Annotated in this window: 10 protein-coding genes and 2 pseudogenes; 4 read left to right on the forward strand and 8 right to left on the reverse strand. The window is 57.6% G+C overall.

Going from position 1 to position 15,683, the window contains the following annotated elements; translation table 11 throughout:
- Positions 1-775, reverse strand: a 775-nt coding sequence (locus tag AC2D9V_RS12900) for an amidohydrolase family protein (protein WP_484714502.1), incomplete at its 3' end; no start/stop codon positions are given.
- Between the two features lie 187 nt (positions 776-962).
- Here AC2D9V_RS12900 and AC2D9V_RS12905 point away from each other — a divergent pair.
- Complete coding sequence (locus AC2D9V_RS12905; RefSeq protein ID WP_484714503.1) at positions 963-1,652, forward strand: Crp/Fnr family transcriptional regulator; 690 nt, start codon at positions 963-965, stop codon at positions 1,650-1,652.
- 1,397 nt (positions 1,653-3,049) lie between these two features.
- Here the strand turns inward: AC2D9V_RS12905 and AC2D9V_RS12910 are convergent.
- Complete coding sequence (locus AC2D9V_RS12910; RefSeq protein WP_484714504.1) at positions 3,050-3,295, reverse strand: hypothetical protein; 246 nt, start codon at positions 3,293-3,295, stop codon at positions 3,050-3,052.
- A gap of 820 nt (positions 3,296-4,115) precedes the next feature.
- On the opposite strand from AC2D9V_RS12910, the gene AC2D9V_RS12915 reads away from it, so the two are divergent.
- From AC2D9V_RS12915 to AC2D9V_RS12925, 3 genes are all read left to right on the forward strand, one after another.
- Entirely contained in the window at positions 4,116-4,826 is a 711-nt protein-coding gene (locus AC2D9V_RS12915; protein WP_484714505.1) for a recombinase family protein, read from the forward strand.
- A 190-nt stretch (positions 4,827-5,016) separates the two neighbouring features.
- Positions 5,017-5,466 carry a hypothetical protein gene (locus AC2D9V_RS12920; protein ID WP_484714506.1) on the forward strand — a complete coding sequence of 150 codons (450 nt, stop codon included), beginning with the start codon at positions 5,017-5,019 and terminating at the stop codon, positions 5,464-5,466.
- 169 nt (positions 5,467-5,635) lie between these two features.
- Positions 5,636-5,848, forward strand: a complete 213-nt coding sequence (locus AC2D9V_RS12925; RefSeq protein ID WP_484714507.1) for a hypothetical protein — start codon at positions 5,636-5,638, stop codon at positions 5,846-5,848.
- On the opposite strand, the pseudogene AC2D9V_RS12930 reads toward AC2D9V_RS12925, so the two are convergent.
- From AC2D9V_RS12930 to AC2D9V_RS12955, 6 genes and pseudogenes are all read right to left on the reverse strand, one after another.
- Positions 5,838-6,044 (reverse strand): annotated as a pseudogene (locus AC2D9V_RS12930) (hypothetical protein); the annotation flags it as partial. The gene AC2D9V_RS12925 and the pseudogene AC2D9V_RS12930 sit on opposite strands and share 11 nt — an antisense overlap.
- 99 nt (positions 6,045-6,143) lie before the next feature.
- Positions 6,144-6,462 (reverse strand): annotated as a pseudogene (locus tag AC2D9V_RS12935) (transposase); the annotation flags it as partial.
- A gap of 738 nt (positions 6,463-7,200) precedes the next feature.
- Positions 7,201-8,424: an HlyD family type I secretion periplasmic adaptor subunit gene (locus AC2D9V_RS12940; RefSeq protein WP_484714508.1), complete on the reverse strand. Its 1,224-nt coding sequence runs from the start codon at positions 8,422-8,424 to the stop codon at positions 7,201-7,203.
- 1,291 nt (positions 8,425-9,715) lie between these two features.
- Positions 9,716-13,702: a calcium-binding protein gene (locus AC2D9V_RS12945; protein WP_484714509.1), complete on the reverse strand. Its 3,987-nt coding sequence runs from the start codon at positions 13,700-13,702 to the stop codon at positions 9,716-9,718.
- 710 nt (positions 13,703-14,412) lie between these two features.
- Complete coding sequence (locus AC2D9V_RS12950; protein WP_484714510.1) at positions 14,413-15,048, reverse strand: NrsF family protein; 636 nt, start codon at positions 15,046-15,048, stop codon at positions 14,413-14,415.
- Positions 15,045-15,578, reverse strand: a complete 534-nt coding sequence (locus AC2D9V_RS12955) for a sigma factor (protein WP_484714511.1) — start codon at positions 15,576-15,578, stop codon at positions 15,045-15,047. The genes AC2D9V_RS12950 and AC2D9V_RS12955 overlap by 4 nt, the downstream gene beginning before the upstream one ends.
- Between the last annotated feature and the right edge of the window lie 105 nt (positions 15,579-15,683).

Raw genomic sequence — 15,683 nt, forward strand, 5'->3', positions numbered from 1 at the left:
CCTGCGTTGCAATCACCGGCGCAAGAAGCGGCATGACCGCGAAAGCGCCCTGCTCGTAGAAGTGCCCCAGCGCATGGTCGGACTGTTCGCGTGGGGTGCCGGTCAGAGAGTCGACAAATTCGGCCGTGATCCCGAGCAGATCAAGCGCAGGCGTGTTGAGTATAAACTCATGTGCCGAGCGGTGCCAGATGATGATCGGGCGCGTTGTGCTGATCGCATCAAGGTCGGGGCGACGGATCAGGCCATGGAAATAGTGGTGGTAGCCCCAGGTCAGAAGCGGCGTTTCATTCTCGCCCATCGCTGCTTCGGCCTCAGTCAGCCGGGCAATGTAGTCCTCAGGCGTCAGGGCTGCCTTGGAGAAGCCTGTCGGCAGGTCCCAGTCCTCGATGGCGATGACTTCGGTGGTGATCGTCAGGGCACCAAGCACGGGATGCACATGCTGGTCGATCAGGCCTGCGATGATGACCTTGTCGGCAAAACGGTCGTCGACGACAAAGGGCTGATCCCCGATCCGCGCTTCGATGTCCGCACGGCTTCCGGCAGCTAGCACGCGGTCACCGACGACCGCGACGGCGTCAATCCCGGGGTCGTTCCCCTCCATCGTGATGACGCGGCGCGCGGTGTAGACGGTAACGGTCGGCAAGGCTTCTGCCTGCCGCCCGACATCCTGCAGGCTAAGACCTTCGGCAAGGACCGCTCCGCCAGACAGGGCGACGGCAGAGACACTGCCCAAAAGACCGAGTGCCGTGCGACGGGTTAGATCGTATGTGGTCATTCCGGTGGCTCCCTGCGAAACTCGTTTGGGCCGGTCTTCGCCTTGCATTACGAAGCACGATGGTTCTTTTACGCTCGGGAATAACTCATCCATGCGTGGCGCATTGTCCTGATCGGGACAATCACACCGACAATTCATGCCATCGTCGGGACAGACGACGTCACCAAACCAAGCAGAGGGGCCCCCGGTGATCGATCGCACAGAAGCAGAGAGGTCCATTCTGACAGCAGGCTGGCTTGCGGACCAGCCGGAAGAGCTGCGGCGCGCCGTCTTGAAGGTTGCGCGCCTGGTCCACTTTCCGGCAGGCGAGTTCATCTTTCATGCGGGAGATGACGAAGGGGGCATCTACGGCATCGTCAGCGGCGGCGTGGGCATCCATCTGCCCTCCGCGATCGGCGATGCGATCCTGGTGCAGATCGTCCGTCGTGGGACCTGGTTCGGGTACGGGCCTATGGTACGGCCGCAAAAGCGCAGCCTCTCCTTCTCGCTGGTCGAACCGACACTGCTGTTCCATGTGCCACTCGCTTCGGCGAAAGAGATCATGCAACGCTCGCCCGCCCATCAGCGCGCACTCCTCTCGATCAGCGAGTACGGGATGGACATCGCTCTCCGTGTTATCGAGACGCTGTTGATCCGCAACGTGGACCGGCGGATCGCGACGACGCTACTTCAGATCGCGGGACCCGGGCAGGACGGATTGCCGACCGAAACAGCCTTGGTCACTCAGGCGCAGTTGGGCGACATGGCCAATGCAGGCCGAAAAGTCGTCAATCGCGTGCTCAAACGGTTCGAGGCCAAAGCGTGGCTCGATGTATCTTATGGGCGGATCAGAATCCTCGACGCGGCGGCACTGGGTGCATTTGCGCGCACCGGGTGAGCGCGCCTTCTCCCGCGAGCATGTGCAGTAGCGTACCGTGTGTGATCAATTCACGGGTGTAGCAGGTCCGGCCGCTGTCCCGCTTTCCTTTGCTTGATGCTTCATCGAAGTCTTGAACGGGCTGGTTTCCGTGCCCCATAGGCACCATTTGCCTCGGGTAAGCTGAACGTCCGCTTTGGGCCGTTTGCGTCGCCGGCCGAACACGAAGGGCCAGCGGGGAACGGGTGCGGGCAGCGCTTGTTTAAGGAGACCTTTCTGGCCCAGCGGCTTTGTTCGGCCTGACGACGCCGAGCGACGGCCTATTTGCCGAAGCGTCCGACATTCGCGCGGCGGCCGAAATGATCGTCCAGAAGCAGGCACGGGGCCCGGCAGGCTTGGGGACGGGGTCTGACGCTGCCTGCAGGCTGAAGCCGACAAACGATTTGTCAGCCAGGCAGGCCAAGTTTGCAGGCCCTGCCGGCAGAGCCGCGCGATTTTTCCGCGACATCAGCCGGGCCAAACAGGTCGATTTTTTAACTATGCCGGCGATTTCCCGGCCCAGCCTCGCCGCAAGCCGCCAAAGAAGTGTGTCTACATGAACACATCGCTGGATACTATGTTGCATACCAGCCTCATCCCGAAATGTTGAGCCATTTACGTTTCGACAGAAATCCTATCCCGGAGAACCAGAATTTTCCGGAGAGGGGTCGGCCGGGGCTCGAACTGATCAAGGTAGCTCCTACCCCCCCCTTGGTTGGTGTGGACGGTCCCGGTTGGCCTACTCGGTTGACCGCAACGCGCCTGAGCGCCACACCTCTTCACAGCGCCCACTTGTTCCACGCCTCTACGCGACTGTAGCTACGCCGGTCGAGGGCTCGCTGCCCCAGCGCCAGATCCAGCACCCGAGCCGAGCGGCCGGCCTACTGACTGGTCGCGAAATCTCAGAGGCTATAGCGTGGGTCGAGTTCGGTCAGCGCTAGCGCCCATGTGGTCCGCATATCGAACGGGGAGGCTCGGTCTGGTCAGCGGGCTGGCGTGGGCTCAGGTCATCGGGCCATGGATAGGGTTGGTCGCGCCTGCTCCAGCGCGGGGTCAGGTCAATCCGACCTGGGTGGGGCCCTTCGCAGAAAAGGCCGGCGTGCCCACGGGCCTGCCGGCTATTGGTTTTCTGGTCAGAAGGTCCGGTCTGCTTGCTTCCTGCAACCAAACAGGCAACGGGCGACGCCGAAGTAAACCGTCGGTGCAGACCGGAGCCTGTCAGCTGACCTTGGTGCAGGCGGACTGACCTAGGCCCGGACGCACGGGTAAAGGGACTGCATCCAGACCCCTGGCAGTTTGAAGCAACCTCAGGCGAACAGCACTGCGATCCGGTATTGACCCAAAAACCATAGCCAGAGAAGAACTGGCCAAGATGTCCACTAGTTGGGACGGTGCGTTCGCAGCGAGGCCAGGTCGGTCACCCCTGGACCAAGCGCACCGGTTTCTACCAGGTTCTGCATGATAGTCTGGTATACCCAGCTTTCTCGTTGACCGATTATCGAGTCCAACTGCATGGCCCGCAGAACTTCTGCAGTAGCATTCGCCAGTGGCCCGTCCGATGTTTCCCGCGCGAGGTTCGCGGTTTCACTAAGCAAACCTAGGATCGAATCGACGACTTCAGTCATGACGCTCCCCACTTATCCACAGGACCATGAAGAGCGAAGAACGGTTAATGAAACCCTAATGATTGCTCTGCCGCTTTGGTTTTTCCGCAATCCACAATGCTGTAGTGTCGGACAAGATTTGATCACCCTTTCCCTGAGCCAGACCGCTCTCGCAGAGTCCGACCATCCGGATCAGCGCTTCGGAAGTCTCAAGAAAGCCAGCGTGCCTGGCCGCAATTGCAGCTGCGAGGGCTCGGACCCTTAGTTCGTGCCGCTTCATTTTCAACCTCTAATCTATTCATGCTGTAACAAAAAATAGACAAGAAATCTTAACGGAAGATTAATCTGGAGATCTGCGGTAACAATCAACCTTGAGTAAACTGCTTAAGGTGGGCCCACCGCCATGGCGCTCCCCTAGCCTTCGTCAACCAAGACCTATGCTCAGCTATATGTTGGAATGCGGCTGGCTCGGCCGAGCAAAGAGGGGCGCACAAGGCTCGCCTCTCCGATATACTCAAGGTTGAAATTAGCATTTCCTCTCGAAACAATCGAACCCAAAGTGCGGGAAACTGGCGCATTAGTGGGAAGGGTGCGTCAATTGGTCTGCTGCAATCCGCTTGGCAGCCTTTCGACCTATCTGGATTCTCGCAGCAAGTCATTCAATTTCCGCAGTTTTTCGACACATTGCGTTGATTTCAAGGGGCACCGTTCGCTTGCATGGGATCGAGGGAAACCCCTTACGAGACTTGCCGTCCCCGAAGGGACGGCATCCAGACCTTGGGCCGCATGATGCGAGTTCAGGCCTGCTGTACGATCCGGTATGGCGACATGACAGCGGCTGGTGGCCTACGAGCGGGTCTCGACGGCGCGCCAAGGCGCGAGCGTGCTCGGGCTTGATGCGCAGCGCAAGGTGATCGAGGACTTCGCCATCTCGCGCGGGGCTGAGGTCCTGACCCGGTTCACCGAGGTGGAAAGCGGGCGCAAGGCCGACCGGCCGGAACTCCTGAAGGCCCTGCGCCTAGCGAAGGTCACGGGTACGACACTGGTGATCGCAAAGCTGGATCGGCTCAGCCGGAACGCGGCGTTCCTCCTTGCGCTACGAGACAGCGGTGTGCGGTTCGTGGCCGTGGAAATGCCAGAAGCCAACGACCTGACCGTGGGCATCATGGCGCTGGTGGCCCAAGCGGAGCGGGAGGTGATCTCCCAACGAACCAAGGAGGCGTTGGAGGTAGCCAAGGCCCGCGGGGTAAAGCTGGGGAACCCGTATGGGGCCGCGATCCTGCGGCGGGCTGGCAAGGGCGGTGCGGCGCTCAGAGCGACGGTGTCGGCAGACTCGGCAGCCTTTGCCGCAGACCTGGCGCCAGTGCTTGCAGATATCCGCGCAGAACGGCACAAGTCCCTCCGCGCGATAGCGGCGGAGCTGACGGCGCGCGAGATCAGGACGCGGCGGGGGGTGCTTGGGGAGTGGGAAACGTGCGGCGCCTCCATCGCTGAAGCATTCCTTGATCCTCACTTCCCTGCGCTGCCGATCGCCTGTTACCAATATGGGTAGGGCACCAGTTGGAAGCGGTGCATTGGCTTTGCTCGCCGCGCTCGGAGTTGGCACGGGGGTCAGGAAGTCCTTTCAGCGCCATGGTAACGCTTCCTGCTGTTCCCCTTTTCGTGCAGCGACCTTGATGCATGTCATGGATGACGGACGGTATTCAGGTTGGATCGCCGTGTGGGATAACCCGGAGGCATTGATGTCTGAGCATTCCAAAGCGACGGCGGCCGTTGCCTTCACGGTGCAGTTTGAAGCTGAAACCGTTGATGACCTCCTGCACGAAGTGAGCCGAGAGGCGGTATACTGGTCGGCGCTATTCCCCAATGGGGTAAAGAACCAGTTCAGCGAGACGGTACTCAAGCCGAATTACCTAGGCCTGACGGCGGAGATGAGAAATCTTCCGGCTACATCAAGGTCTTTCGACTTGAGGCACCGACCTGACCTTGCAATCTTCCCTTGTTCCAACTCCAAAGAGGGGCTAGCCTTGGCGTTTTACGCACAGACAGATCTCGCGTTTGCAATAGTGGCGTTTCTTTGGTCAGAGGCCGGATGGTTGAACGATGACCTCCGCTTCGCCCCCGCAGACATCCTCGCAAAGGACATCGGAGAAATGCTTGTCCTGGCTGTGCGTCTCGGTAGGTCAACGTGAACTAGAGCTCGTCCCGCACAGTTGACTTCCACCCGTGCGAACTAGGAGACGCGGATGCGCCAACCCTTGCTGAAACTGCATTTGATGATGCTCCCAGAATAGGCCGCCGAACTGGGTTCGCCACGTTGATGGATTTAGCTTCGTCGCAGGATTAGTTCGGGCGTTGCATTTGCTGATCATCGATGGGCTGCTTTACATTCTCACGAAGGTCAAGGTGTTGCGCGTGAAGCGCACCGTGGATGTGTCGGGTTTCGGCGGTAAGTTGATTGGTTTATTGGGCAAGGTGTGCCAATGTGGAACTGAACAGCTAAAAGTAAGAATCCAGTTAAACTTCTGTCCGTCTCGTCTGCTGGTCTCCACGAACGAGAGTGTCAGAAAATGAAGAAACGCAATTGCCACGAAACTAGGTTCAGGACTCGTTCTGGATCATTCCAGAACATGACGGTGGCAGCGAGGGCGACGGTGGAGATAGAGACCTTCGGGCACCTGTCGCAGCGGGGTAGGAATCCGCCCCCAATCCTTGAGCGGCCCGGCCATGATCTCGATCCTGTTGCGTCCTTGTATCGGCGCTTGTCTTGCCTGAAAGGCATGCCGAGCACACTAAGGCCGGAAGTGCAGGGCTTACGTGCGCCGGATCAAGTGCCCGCGCTGGTCATCGGGCATTCCTCCTTTACCCGCAAGCTCGAAGCCGTGCGGTGCGCCTTCAGATAGTTCGCGTCGATCATCATGGTCATTTGCTCGGAGCCGTCGAAGGCCAAGCCCTACATCATCTAGGCAAACACCCCCATGTCCACCGATCCGCTTCCTTTGGTGTAGAGCGTCTTCGGAGTGCCATACTCCCTGGGCGCATCGCACCACCACAAACCATGGCGCTTGATTAACATTATGCCTCACAGAACCCGCCGATCATCGACGCGCGGCTTGCCATGGCTATTCGGAAAGAAACGGTCTCAGCCGCTCCACCTGCTCGTCCGTCAGCCAGAATAGATTGCTTATGACCACCCCCGCCGGTTCGGGACATTGAATAACGCTGGCTGGAGGCGTTAAGCCGATTAATGGGTCCTTACACTAGGTCGGATAGAAGCAGAACATGGCAAAAGCTCCTTTAATTCGCCAAAGTGAGGTTCTCTGATCGAACGTTACCCGAGCGGCAGTCCTGTCCGGAAACCTCCATAGCACGACGTTGCAATTTTTGTGTTTCGTTTGCACAAGCTTCAGCAAGTTCCAAGAGTGCAGAGGCCGTTGATGTAAAGCCTTCTAACCGTGCCAATGACGCTGCGACAAGAGCTTGATTCTTCAGTTCATTGGGATGCATTTTACACCTTGGTCGCTATTGGATGCACACGTTCTGTCTCAAGATGTTAAACAAAAGGTTAAATCAAAGAGTAAACTGGATCAGTTGTGTTCAAGGCAGCAAAGCTTCAGGCGACCATCACGCTTCGGCGCGAATGATCGTACGTATAGATGTGCGACTTGGTGGCCACAATTCGACAAGATATGGTAGGATACCATCAGATTGCACACTACTCAAGAATGCAGCCGCGCGCAAATCCCATACGTCAAGATAGGATTACTGTGTTGCTCGCCACAAAAGTGAGCGGCCGGTCTGAGCACCATTTGGGACATGAAGATGTCTCCTGAGTGGGAGAGGTGGCCGCTTAATGGCGTTGCAGTGGAACGCATTAGTCCGATTGCCGACTTGGCTTTGCTCAATCAGTTTGCGCCAAAGGCTCGTCACTCCCGGAACGCATGTTCGAAATAGTCTGTGAATGGCTTTGTGAAGTAGCTAAGAGGCGAACGTTCGCCGGTCTGGATGAATACTTCAACCGGCATTCCCGGCAAGAGGGCTTGGTTGCCGAGGCGAGCAATTTCCCTATAGCTCACGTTAAGCTCGGCAGTATAGTACTGCTGGCCTGATCGCTCGTCAGTGGTAACGTCCGCAGAAACACGAGAGATCTCGGCTCTAATCTCCGGCGTCGTTCTTGCGTTGAATGCCGAAAAGCGCAGGGTTACCAGGCTTCCAGTAGATACCTGATCGATGTGGTAGACGTCAATCTTTGCAGTAACCGTCAGCTCTTCATTCTGAGGGATTATAAATAGTATACGTTCAGCTGATCTAATCACTGCTCCGAGGCTGTGAACTCGCATATTGTGCACAATGCCTTCCGTCGGTGCCGTGAGTGTCAACCGCCCGAGCTTCAATTGCAGCGCGCCAAGTTCCTCGGTCAGCATAGCGATACGTGGCTCTACGTCTCTAAGTTCCGACAATGCCTGCTCTCGTTGCTTGGTAGAAAGCCCGAGGGTCTCAATTTCAATCTGAGAGATGCGCCCAAGGTTCCGCGCAATGGCAGCTTCAAGTTCGCGATGCTGACCTGCCAGGTTGGCCCTTTCCCGCTTTAGCGATGTGACACGAGTGCTCTGTAACAGACCCTCTTCGAGCAAAGCCTGGGAGTTTAGCAGATCAGTCTCCACAAGCTCGAGCTGCTCGTCCAGCGCTTCGATCTGGGCTCTTTGGCCCTCGATCTCGTTCTTTATCTGCATCTCAAGTGAACGGGTTGCATCACCAAACGTCATCAATCGTGCGAGGAAGAGGTCATCCTGGCCGTCGATGATTGAAGCAACAACGGGATCGAATTCTGCCATTTCCTTAAGGTCGGCAGCATGCTCAGTATTGGCCATTCCATCTCGTTCGGCACCCAAGCGTGCAGCACGCGCGCGCAACTCGACAAGCTGATCGGCCATGATCTTCGCCTGAGAAGCCAGCTCTGCTTCATCTAGTACCAAGAGCGGATCGCCCAGGACCGCCATTGCGACGAAGAGACCGATGACCAAGAGGAAGAGCGCAACGAGCGTAGGCTCCGAACGGCTGGCGAGAACTCGATCGTAGACCTGCAGCATGAAGAGAGGACCGGTCAGCATTAGCAGGTTCACGAACATGCTGAATAGCGCGATCAGCAATAGTGCGGGAACGTGTCGTGCGATAGCTGCGGGCAGGTTTCCCAAAATGACCTTGTCTTGACCCCCAACTAGAGAAAAGTCTGTTCACTGCTAGATCTCGTGGTTCCAAGCTGAGCATAACGCAGAGACTCCAGAGTTAAGGCGTTTCCTGTCGCCTTGGGAACCGAACGCCTTTCATATAAGGCTGGGCAACATCGATCATGGACCTTTGGTTCGTATTTTCGGCCAATGAATCAGCATTTGATCACGTTCAACAGCATCGTCTCCATTGCCAATCTGCAAACCTGGTTGAGGTAGTCATTCCATGGTTAGATAGCGCTTCCACTACCTTTGGGACTGAAAGTGGATCGTCCTTCTGCCATCTGCGCATTGTAAAGGGTTTCAAGAATGCAGCTTTGTTTCCGGATGAAGAGAACTCGCGGAATTTCTGAAGGTAAGCAGGCTTTATCGCTGACGCGAGTAGACGCAAAACCGAGTCATCGTTCCTTCTCGAATCGGAGTGGTACTCAACAGTTGCTCATCGTTTGAAATCGAAGTGGTGACGTTTCCTCGGACAGCAGACGCAGCGTCAGTTACTGCGTCAGCGGCTTCTTGCATGCCGTTCTTGGTCAAGAAGACAGAGACATCATCCAGTGTAGGGATGACCCAGTCGACGAAGGGGGGAAGACTCATGAGCGGCTCCTATGGAAACTGTGCGCGCAGATAAACATCCCTAGGTTACGATCTGGTTAATCAATCGTTCCGCATGTCAAGTGTGCTTCTCGAGCGGTCTCAGTTTGGCTTGGCTCAGAGCAAATCAGTTCAGTGAGTGAGCCAATATGTGAGTATTCCGTCACACAGAGAGACTCGTCAGCTGACCAGAAGAGCTGCAGTGTCGAATGAAACTAGCAGGTCACACGGTTGAAGCCTTTGAACTCAAGAACACGACGGTAGGAGCTTGGCATAGCAATCGGCTACGAAGGATTTCGTCAAATGGAAATCTCAATAAGACTTAGCCTCCTCAAGTTTTCCAATCTCGCGATGCCAATCGAGCATTTCTAATTGGAAGCAAATCGCTGGGTGCCAAAAGCTTTGTGATCAGGAGCATCTCTTGAAATCTTCTTGTCCAGTGAGTATACCGCTATCCACAAAGCGTCCACTATATCTTCGTTGGAGATAAGTCATTTCGTGATAAGCGCAATGAGATCTGACTACCAGTACCCAGACACAAACTAACTGTTCCCAAGTCCGGTGCTAAAGCGAAGCGCGCTGGCCGATCTATGAATGTCTTCAACTCGCTTGATCGGATTTATCAAATGAACAAGATGTCGTCCGCCAAGACACTTCTGTCGAAGATTCCGTATACTTCTAGGGTTGTGCCGTTGGCAATTTCAAGGGTAATGCCGCCTTCAGTCTGCCGAACTTCTGCAAGAACGGTAGCTATCGCTGGCGGAGCACCGTCCCATAGATCGTCCGGGAGCCAGATCTTGTCTTGGCCATTGGTGAAATCTAGTATCACGTCGTTGCCTCCAGAGAACAGGAAGAAGTCACTGCCGTCGCCACCGATCAGCGTGTCGTCGCCTTCACCGCCGACAAGCGTGTCATTGCCCGCCTCTCCTTCCAGAACATCCGCGCCGCCGTTCCCTTCGAGCCAATCGTTGCCAAGCCCGCCGATCAGCGTGTCGTCCCCATCGCCGCCGTTAAGTGTGTCATTGCCCGCACGCCCTTCCAGCTGATCATTGCCGGACCGGCCAGTAAGCCGATTGCTGAATCCGTCGCCTAGAAGCCTGTCGGCAAAGTTGGAACCCTCCAGCCCCTCAATCCCCCGCAGAGTATCTCCCCACGCATCGCCCTGGTTCGCCCCAGGAATGACCATGTCCACCAGCACCGCAGCCGCCGCATCGGAATAGGAAGCAACATCAAACCCATGCCCCCCCTCGACCCAGTCAGAGCCCGCCCCGCCCAACAGAGTGTCATCCCCGACGCCGCCAAACAGCTTGTCATTGCCGTCGCCGCCGATCAGCGTGTCGTTGCCTTCACCACCGTCAAGCGTGTCATTGCCCGCCCCTCCGTCCAGAACATCCGTGCCCCTGCGCCCTTCTAGCCAATCGTTGCCAAGCAAGCCGAGCAGCCGGTTTGCCTGTGCATCACCCAATAGTCTGTCGCCATGGGCTGTTCCGATCAGGTTCTCGATCCCTGTTACGCGGTCCTGTGCCGCCCAGCCTGAGCTGCGCCTCCAATTGGCCAGGTCCGCCACAGTACCCGAACTCATGTCGGCCCAGCTTGCCCAGTCAGACCCCGCACCACCCACCAGCACATCCCTGCCGGCGCCACCGATCAGCGTGTCGTCGCCTTCACCGCCGACAAGCGTGTCATTGCCCGCCCCTCCTTCCAGAACATCCGCGCCGCCGTTCCCTTCGAGCCAATCGTTGCCAAACCAGCCGAGAAGCCGGTTGGCCTGTGCATCGCCGAGTAGCCTGTCACCATGGGCCGTTCCGATCAGGTTCTCGATCCCTGCTACGCGGTCCTGTGCCGCCCAGCCTGCGCTGCGTCTCCAATCGGCCAGGTCCGCAACGATGCCCGAGCTCATGTCGGCCCAGCTTGCCCAGTCAGACCCCGCGCCACCCTCAAGCACATCGTTGCCAAGCCCGCCGATCAGCGTGTCGTCCCCATCGCCGCCGTTAAGCGTGTCATTGCCCGCACGCCCTTCCAGCTGATCATTGCCGGACCGGCCAGTAAGCCGATTGCTGAATCCGTCGCCTAGAAGCCTGTCGGCAAAGTTGGACCCCTCCAGCCCCTCAATCCCCCGCAGAGTGTCTCCCCACGCATCGCCCTGGTTCGCCCCAGGAATGACCATGTCCACCAGCACCGCAGCCGCCGCATCGGAATAGGAAGCAACATCAAACCCATGGCCCCCCTCGACCCAGTCAGAGCCCGCCCCGCCCAACAAAGTGTCATCCCCGACGCCGCCAAACAGCCAATCATTCCCCGCTCTTCCAGAAAGCCAGTCCGCACCGCCTTCGCCACGCAGGACGTTCGCAGAGGCATCCATGATCAAGACGTCGGCATGGGCCGTGCTTACAATTTCCTCAACACCCAAGAGCACATCGCCCGCCGCCGCACCGGCGTTCTGTCTCTGGTCACCAAGGTTAATCACCACAGCTTGGGAGGCTTCGGCATAGCTGGCCGAGTCAAACCCCGCCCCGCCTTCCAGTCTATCGGCGCCGAACCCGCCAATCAGCCTGTCATTGCCGTCGCCGCCGATCAGCGTGTCGTTGCCTTCACCACCGTCAAGCGTGTCATTGCCCGCCTCTCCGGAAAGCCAGTCCGCACCGCCTTCGCCACGCAGGACGTTCGCAGAGGCATCCATGATCAAGACGTCGGCATGGGCCGTGCTTACAATTTCCTCAACACCCAAGAGCACATCGCCCGCCGCCGCACCGGCGTTCTGTCTCTGGTCACCAAGGTTAATCACCACAGCTTGGGAGGCTTCGGCATAGCTGGCCGAGTCAAACCCCGCCCCGCCTTCCAGTCTATCGGCGCCGAACCCGCCAATCAGCCTGTCATTGCCGTCGCCGCCGATCAGTGTGTCGCTGCCTTCCCCACCGTCAAGCGTGTCATTGCCCACTCCTCCGTCCAGAACATCCGAGCCATCGCCACCATAAAGACTGTCATCTGCTTCCCCCCCTAACAACCAATCGTCACCAACCCCACCATGGACTTGATCGCCCCCCTCCAGACCGAACAATGTGTCCGATCCTGCTCCACCGAAAATGGTATCAGAGAACCTGCTGCCTTCGATCTTGTCAGAACGAGAGTAGCCGTCAATTCGAGTGCCATGCTCGCCGCGCGCTACAACTACCATGGCGGTTTCATGTGGAGAGAACACAATGCCAAGAGGCGAAGGATTACTTCGAACATTGACTGTCGATACAGCTACGTCGGGCGCCCCGCTCTCGTCGAGCTCTACCTGATAGATGGTGACATGATGTGCATCTGATCCTACTGAGTCTCCGGAAATCGACGATGCTCGGTGTGCGTCATTTCTGTTGGTAAGGAAATGAACATTCCTCTCCTCGGACCCAAATGAGTGCTGAACTAGGCCGCCAATTGTCGTCGGTGTCGCAATGACCCGAAGGCCTGGCAATTGTGCAGCCATCATGTCAAAGGCGAGTCCGCCGATTGCTAAGCCTCCGTAGATTTCATTCCCGAGCCCGGTGTTCTCGATGAGTCTAGTCTGATTCCGCTGTTGAACTGCCCAAACGTGCGCATGGCCGACATCTGCTCGCACCATTTCATCAAGGAGTTCAACCATGGAATCAAACTGCTTGAGTCCCCACTCGCTTGAGTTTCTTGCAGCAACGTTCCACTCAGTGACGTACCGGTCCAAGCTCCTTTTGAAGTCACTGGTCGAGGATGCAAGAGAGGAGAAAATATCGAATGGTTTGTATGCCCATCCAGAGACTAATTCATCAGATCCGGTCAGGTAACGATGGGAGATTAGGCCATCAATCGCCGTGCGTGCATATAAATCATTGATTTGTCGAAAGATTAACTCCGTCGCACTGATGAAGGGGCCCGAGTAGTTCGACGGCGGAACATGCCCGGATGGAGTGTACAGTTCTGCATTTCCTCCGGGCCCAACCTGCACCGCGATTGCGGGTTCGTCGGCAAGATTGAGATTGTGTGTAATGTAATACTTGTCGATCTCCTGCTGAATTATTTTGGACAGGTAACTCGCAACGCGACCATACTCGACAGGCGACATCGTAAAGCCGAAGACGTGGGTGTTTTCAATATACCATTCATTTCCAACCTCGAATGCCGTAATCTTTGTGCCGGCCTTGTTGGCCTCACTTAAAGCAAGCGAGAGGAAAGATCTGAGGTTTGCCTCCTCACCTATATCGATCGTGCGATGGCCGTAGGTGTCGGTTGTTCTGCTCAGGAAGCGATAAGTTGGAATGACAATTGTCGCAGAGGCATTTGCTTCTGCAGCGAAGCTTAGAAATTGCGAGATACCGACAGTGGGTTCGCGTCCGGTGGCGATTCCCATGTAGTTCTGGTTTTGTGAGTTTGGATTTGCTAGATCAAAGTGAAGTTCTGTGATACCACCGCCTGGGTAACGCATGTTTGAAATGCCAACTTCCCTTACAAAGTCTCTGTAAGTGTTTGAGACACTCAGTCCATCCTGAGATCCATCACGATCGAAGAGAAAGTTTGACCCAAAGAGGTTGGTCGAAATCTCACGCCCAATGTAGACTGTTTGCTTGGACAGACCTGGAAGGATCAACTGGGTCATTGGGAAGCCTGTTCAATGCATGGATGGACAGTATCTCCTTGAGTGGTTAAGAATAGACTTCGTCTTGACCCAATAAGCTCAAGATTTTGTTCGTTTTTGCGTTGGAATCGCAGACAGGTTTAATCTTCTTGTAGGAATCAGATGTAAAGTGTCGGTGCATGACATTGAAGGTGGCGTGCGGGCTTTGCATCTAGCGCAGTCAGATGGATCTGAAGAGAAGGCTGTCTTTCTCCCCCGCGGAAGCATGCTTGTTTTCGCCTCGTCCTATGCGAGCTAGGAGATTATTGAGATCTATCTGAGTGTAGCCCCTTGCGTGACTTGGTTGGGGGTCCCGGCCAAGTCTGTCTCCCCTGAACGCAACTAAGGAGTGCTGCCGAACACTGTTTTTTCGCAGCCCGAACTCACGCCAACGTCTCTGGTTGGTATAGGTTTGCTCTACAAAGCCAAGTTGGGACCGACCTCGTCGACCGGGCTTGGGTCCGAGGCTTCATGGCGGCGACTTTGTGACGTTTGCAGGAGCGGAGAAGGTTGGACACCGGGCCCATCCCCTCCGCCACTTGCCTCAGGTCATTGAAAAAAGAGAAAAGGGCTGAACGTGCCGGGGCCGCGTTCCGACCAAAGAACGGAAACGGGCCGAGACGCGTGGCTTAAAGCTCGGGGGGCAGATGGCGGGCGACGGGTTCGAAGCGTTGCCCTGACGCGGCACCGAGCTACCAGCGCAAGATCCGCGCGCCGATCAGCGTGGCGGCGACGGTGACCCCGCCCATCGCCAGACCGTACCAGGTGACATAGAACAGCGGGCTGTCCTCGGTGCAATGCATGGCATAGGCCATCGCGGCAAGCCCGCTGCCGCCCAGACCCGCCGCCAGACCGGCCAGCGCGGGCGAAGTGGTCGCGCCCCGGCGCAGGGCAAAGAGGATCGCCGCGACCGGCAGCACCGAAAGAAGCGGGATCATCACCAGGCAGGTCGCCATCGTCTTGCCGACCAGCTCCATCTGGCGACCATCGGCAAGCGTCGTGGCATAGGCCCAGATCAGCATTCCGACGGCCGCCGCCACCGGCACGGCGAGGGGCCAGAGCCGCGCCAAATGGCTGCCTTCGGGCCGGGCCAGCACCAGCGCCAATCGCACACCAAGGACCCCCAGCGCCCCGGTCAGGACAAAGCGCATCACCGACACCGGATCGCCCAGCGAGGCCAGAAGATCCTCGCGGAACCCAAGCGAGACCCAGACCGTGAAGACGGCCAGGGCCAGCGCAAGCGCAAGCAAGGGCGCCAGGACCACCCGCGGGGGCGCCTCGGTCCGGCTGTCGGCGGCAAGTGCCGCGATGAGGTCGTCTGTCTTCATTTCAGGTGCCTTTCCCGCAGGGAGGCCAGTGTCTTGAAGGCGCGATGCAGGGCCACCCGGACCGCGCCTTCCGTCATGTTCAGGGCTTGCCCGGCCTCGGCCGTGCTTGCCCCTTCGATCCCGATCATCCGGACAAGCCGGCCCGACCGGTCGTCCAGCAGCCCGATCATCTTCGCCATGTCGGCCGCTTCGGTCGGATCGGGGCCGGCCTCGGCAGCTAGGATTTCATCGAAATCCTCGATCGGCATTTCCACCCTGCCGCCGCGCGCCCGGAAGGCATCTACGACCTTGTAGCGCGCGATGGCATAGAGCCAAGGCCGGACTGGGGTGCCCGCCTGCCAGGTGTGCCGCTTGAGGTGTACCGCAAGCAGCACCTCCTGCAGCACGTCCTCGCAGACCGCCTCGCCCAGACCACCGCCCTTCGCCCGGACCACGCCCCGCAGGACCGGCGTGATCACCCGGAGAAAAGTTGCATAGGCCCTGCTGTCGCCGGCATTCGCGTCGGCCAGCAAGCTGCTCCAGTCATCCATCTACAACGCATTCCTGACTGCCTATTCGCAACCGACGTCGTTCCGTTACACTAGTGCCTGCGGTCTTCCGCACCAGATCACCAAAGCGTGAAGGCCGTAACCGAC

The sequence above is a fragment of the Tabrizicola sp. T46 genome, from assembly GCF_057219895.1.

Bases quoted from the DNA above. Each gene is read 5' to 3' on its own strand.
- AC2D9V_RS12910 (WP_484714504.1), bottom strand. From the start codon at position 3,295: ATGACTGAAGTCGTCGATTCGATCCTAGGTTTGCTTAGTGAAACCGCG.
- AC2D9V_RS12920 (WP_484714506.1), top strand. From the start codon at position 5,017: ATGTCTGAGCATTCCAAAGCGACGGCGGCCGTTGCCTTCACGGTGCAG.
- AC2D9V_RS12945 (WP_484714509.1), bottom strand. From the start codon at position 13,702: ATGACCCAGTTGATCCTTCCAGGTCTGTCCAAGCAAACAGTCTACATT.
- AC2D9V_RS12950 (WP_484714510.1), bottom strand. From the start codon at position 15,048: ATGAAGACAGACGACCTCATCGCGGCACTTGCCGCCGACAGCCGGACC.
- AC2D9V_RS12955 (WP_484714511.1), bottom strand. From the start codon at position 15,578: ATGGATGACTGGAGCAGCTTGCTGGCCGACGCGAATGCCGGCGACAGC.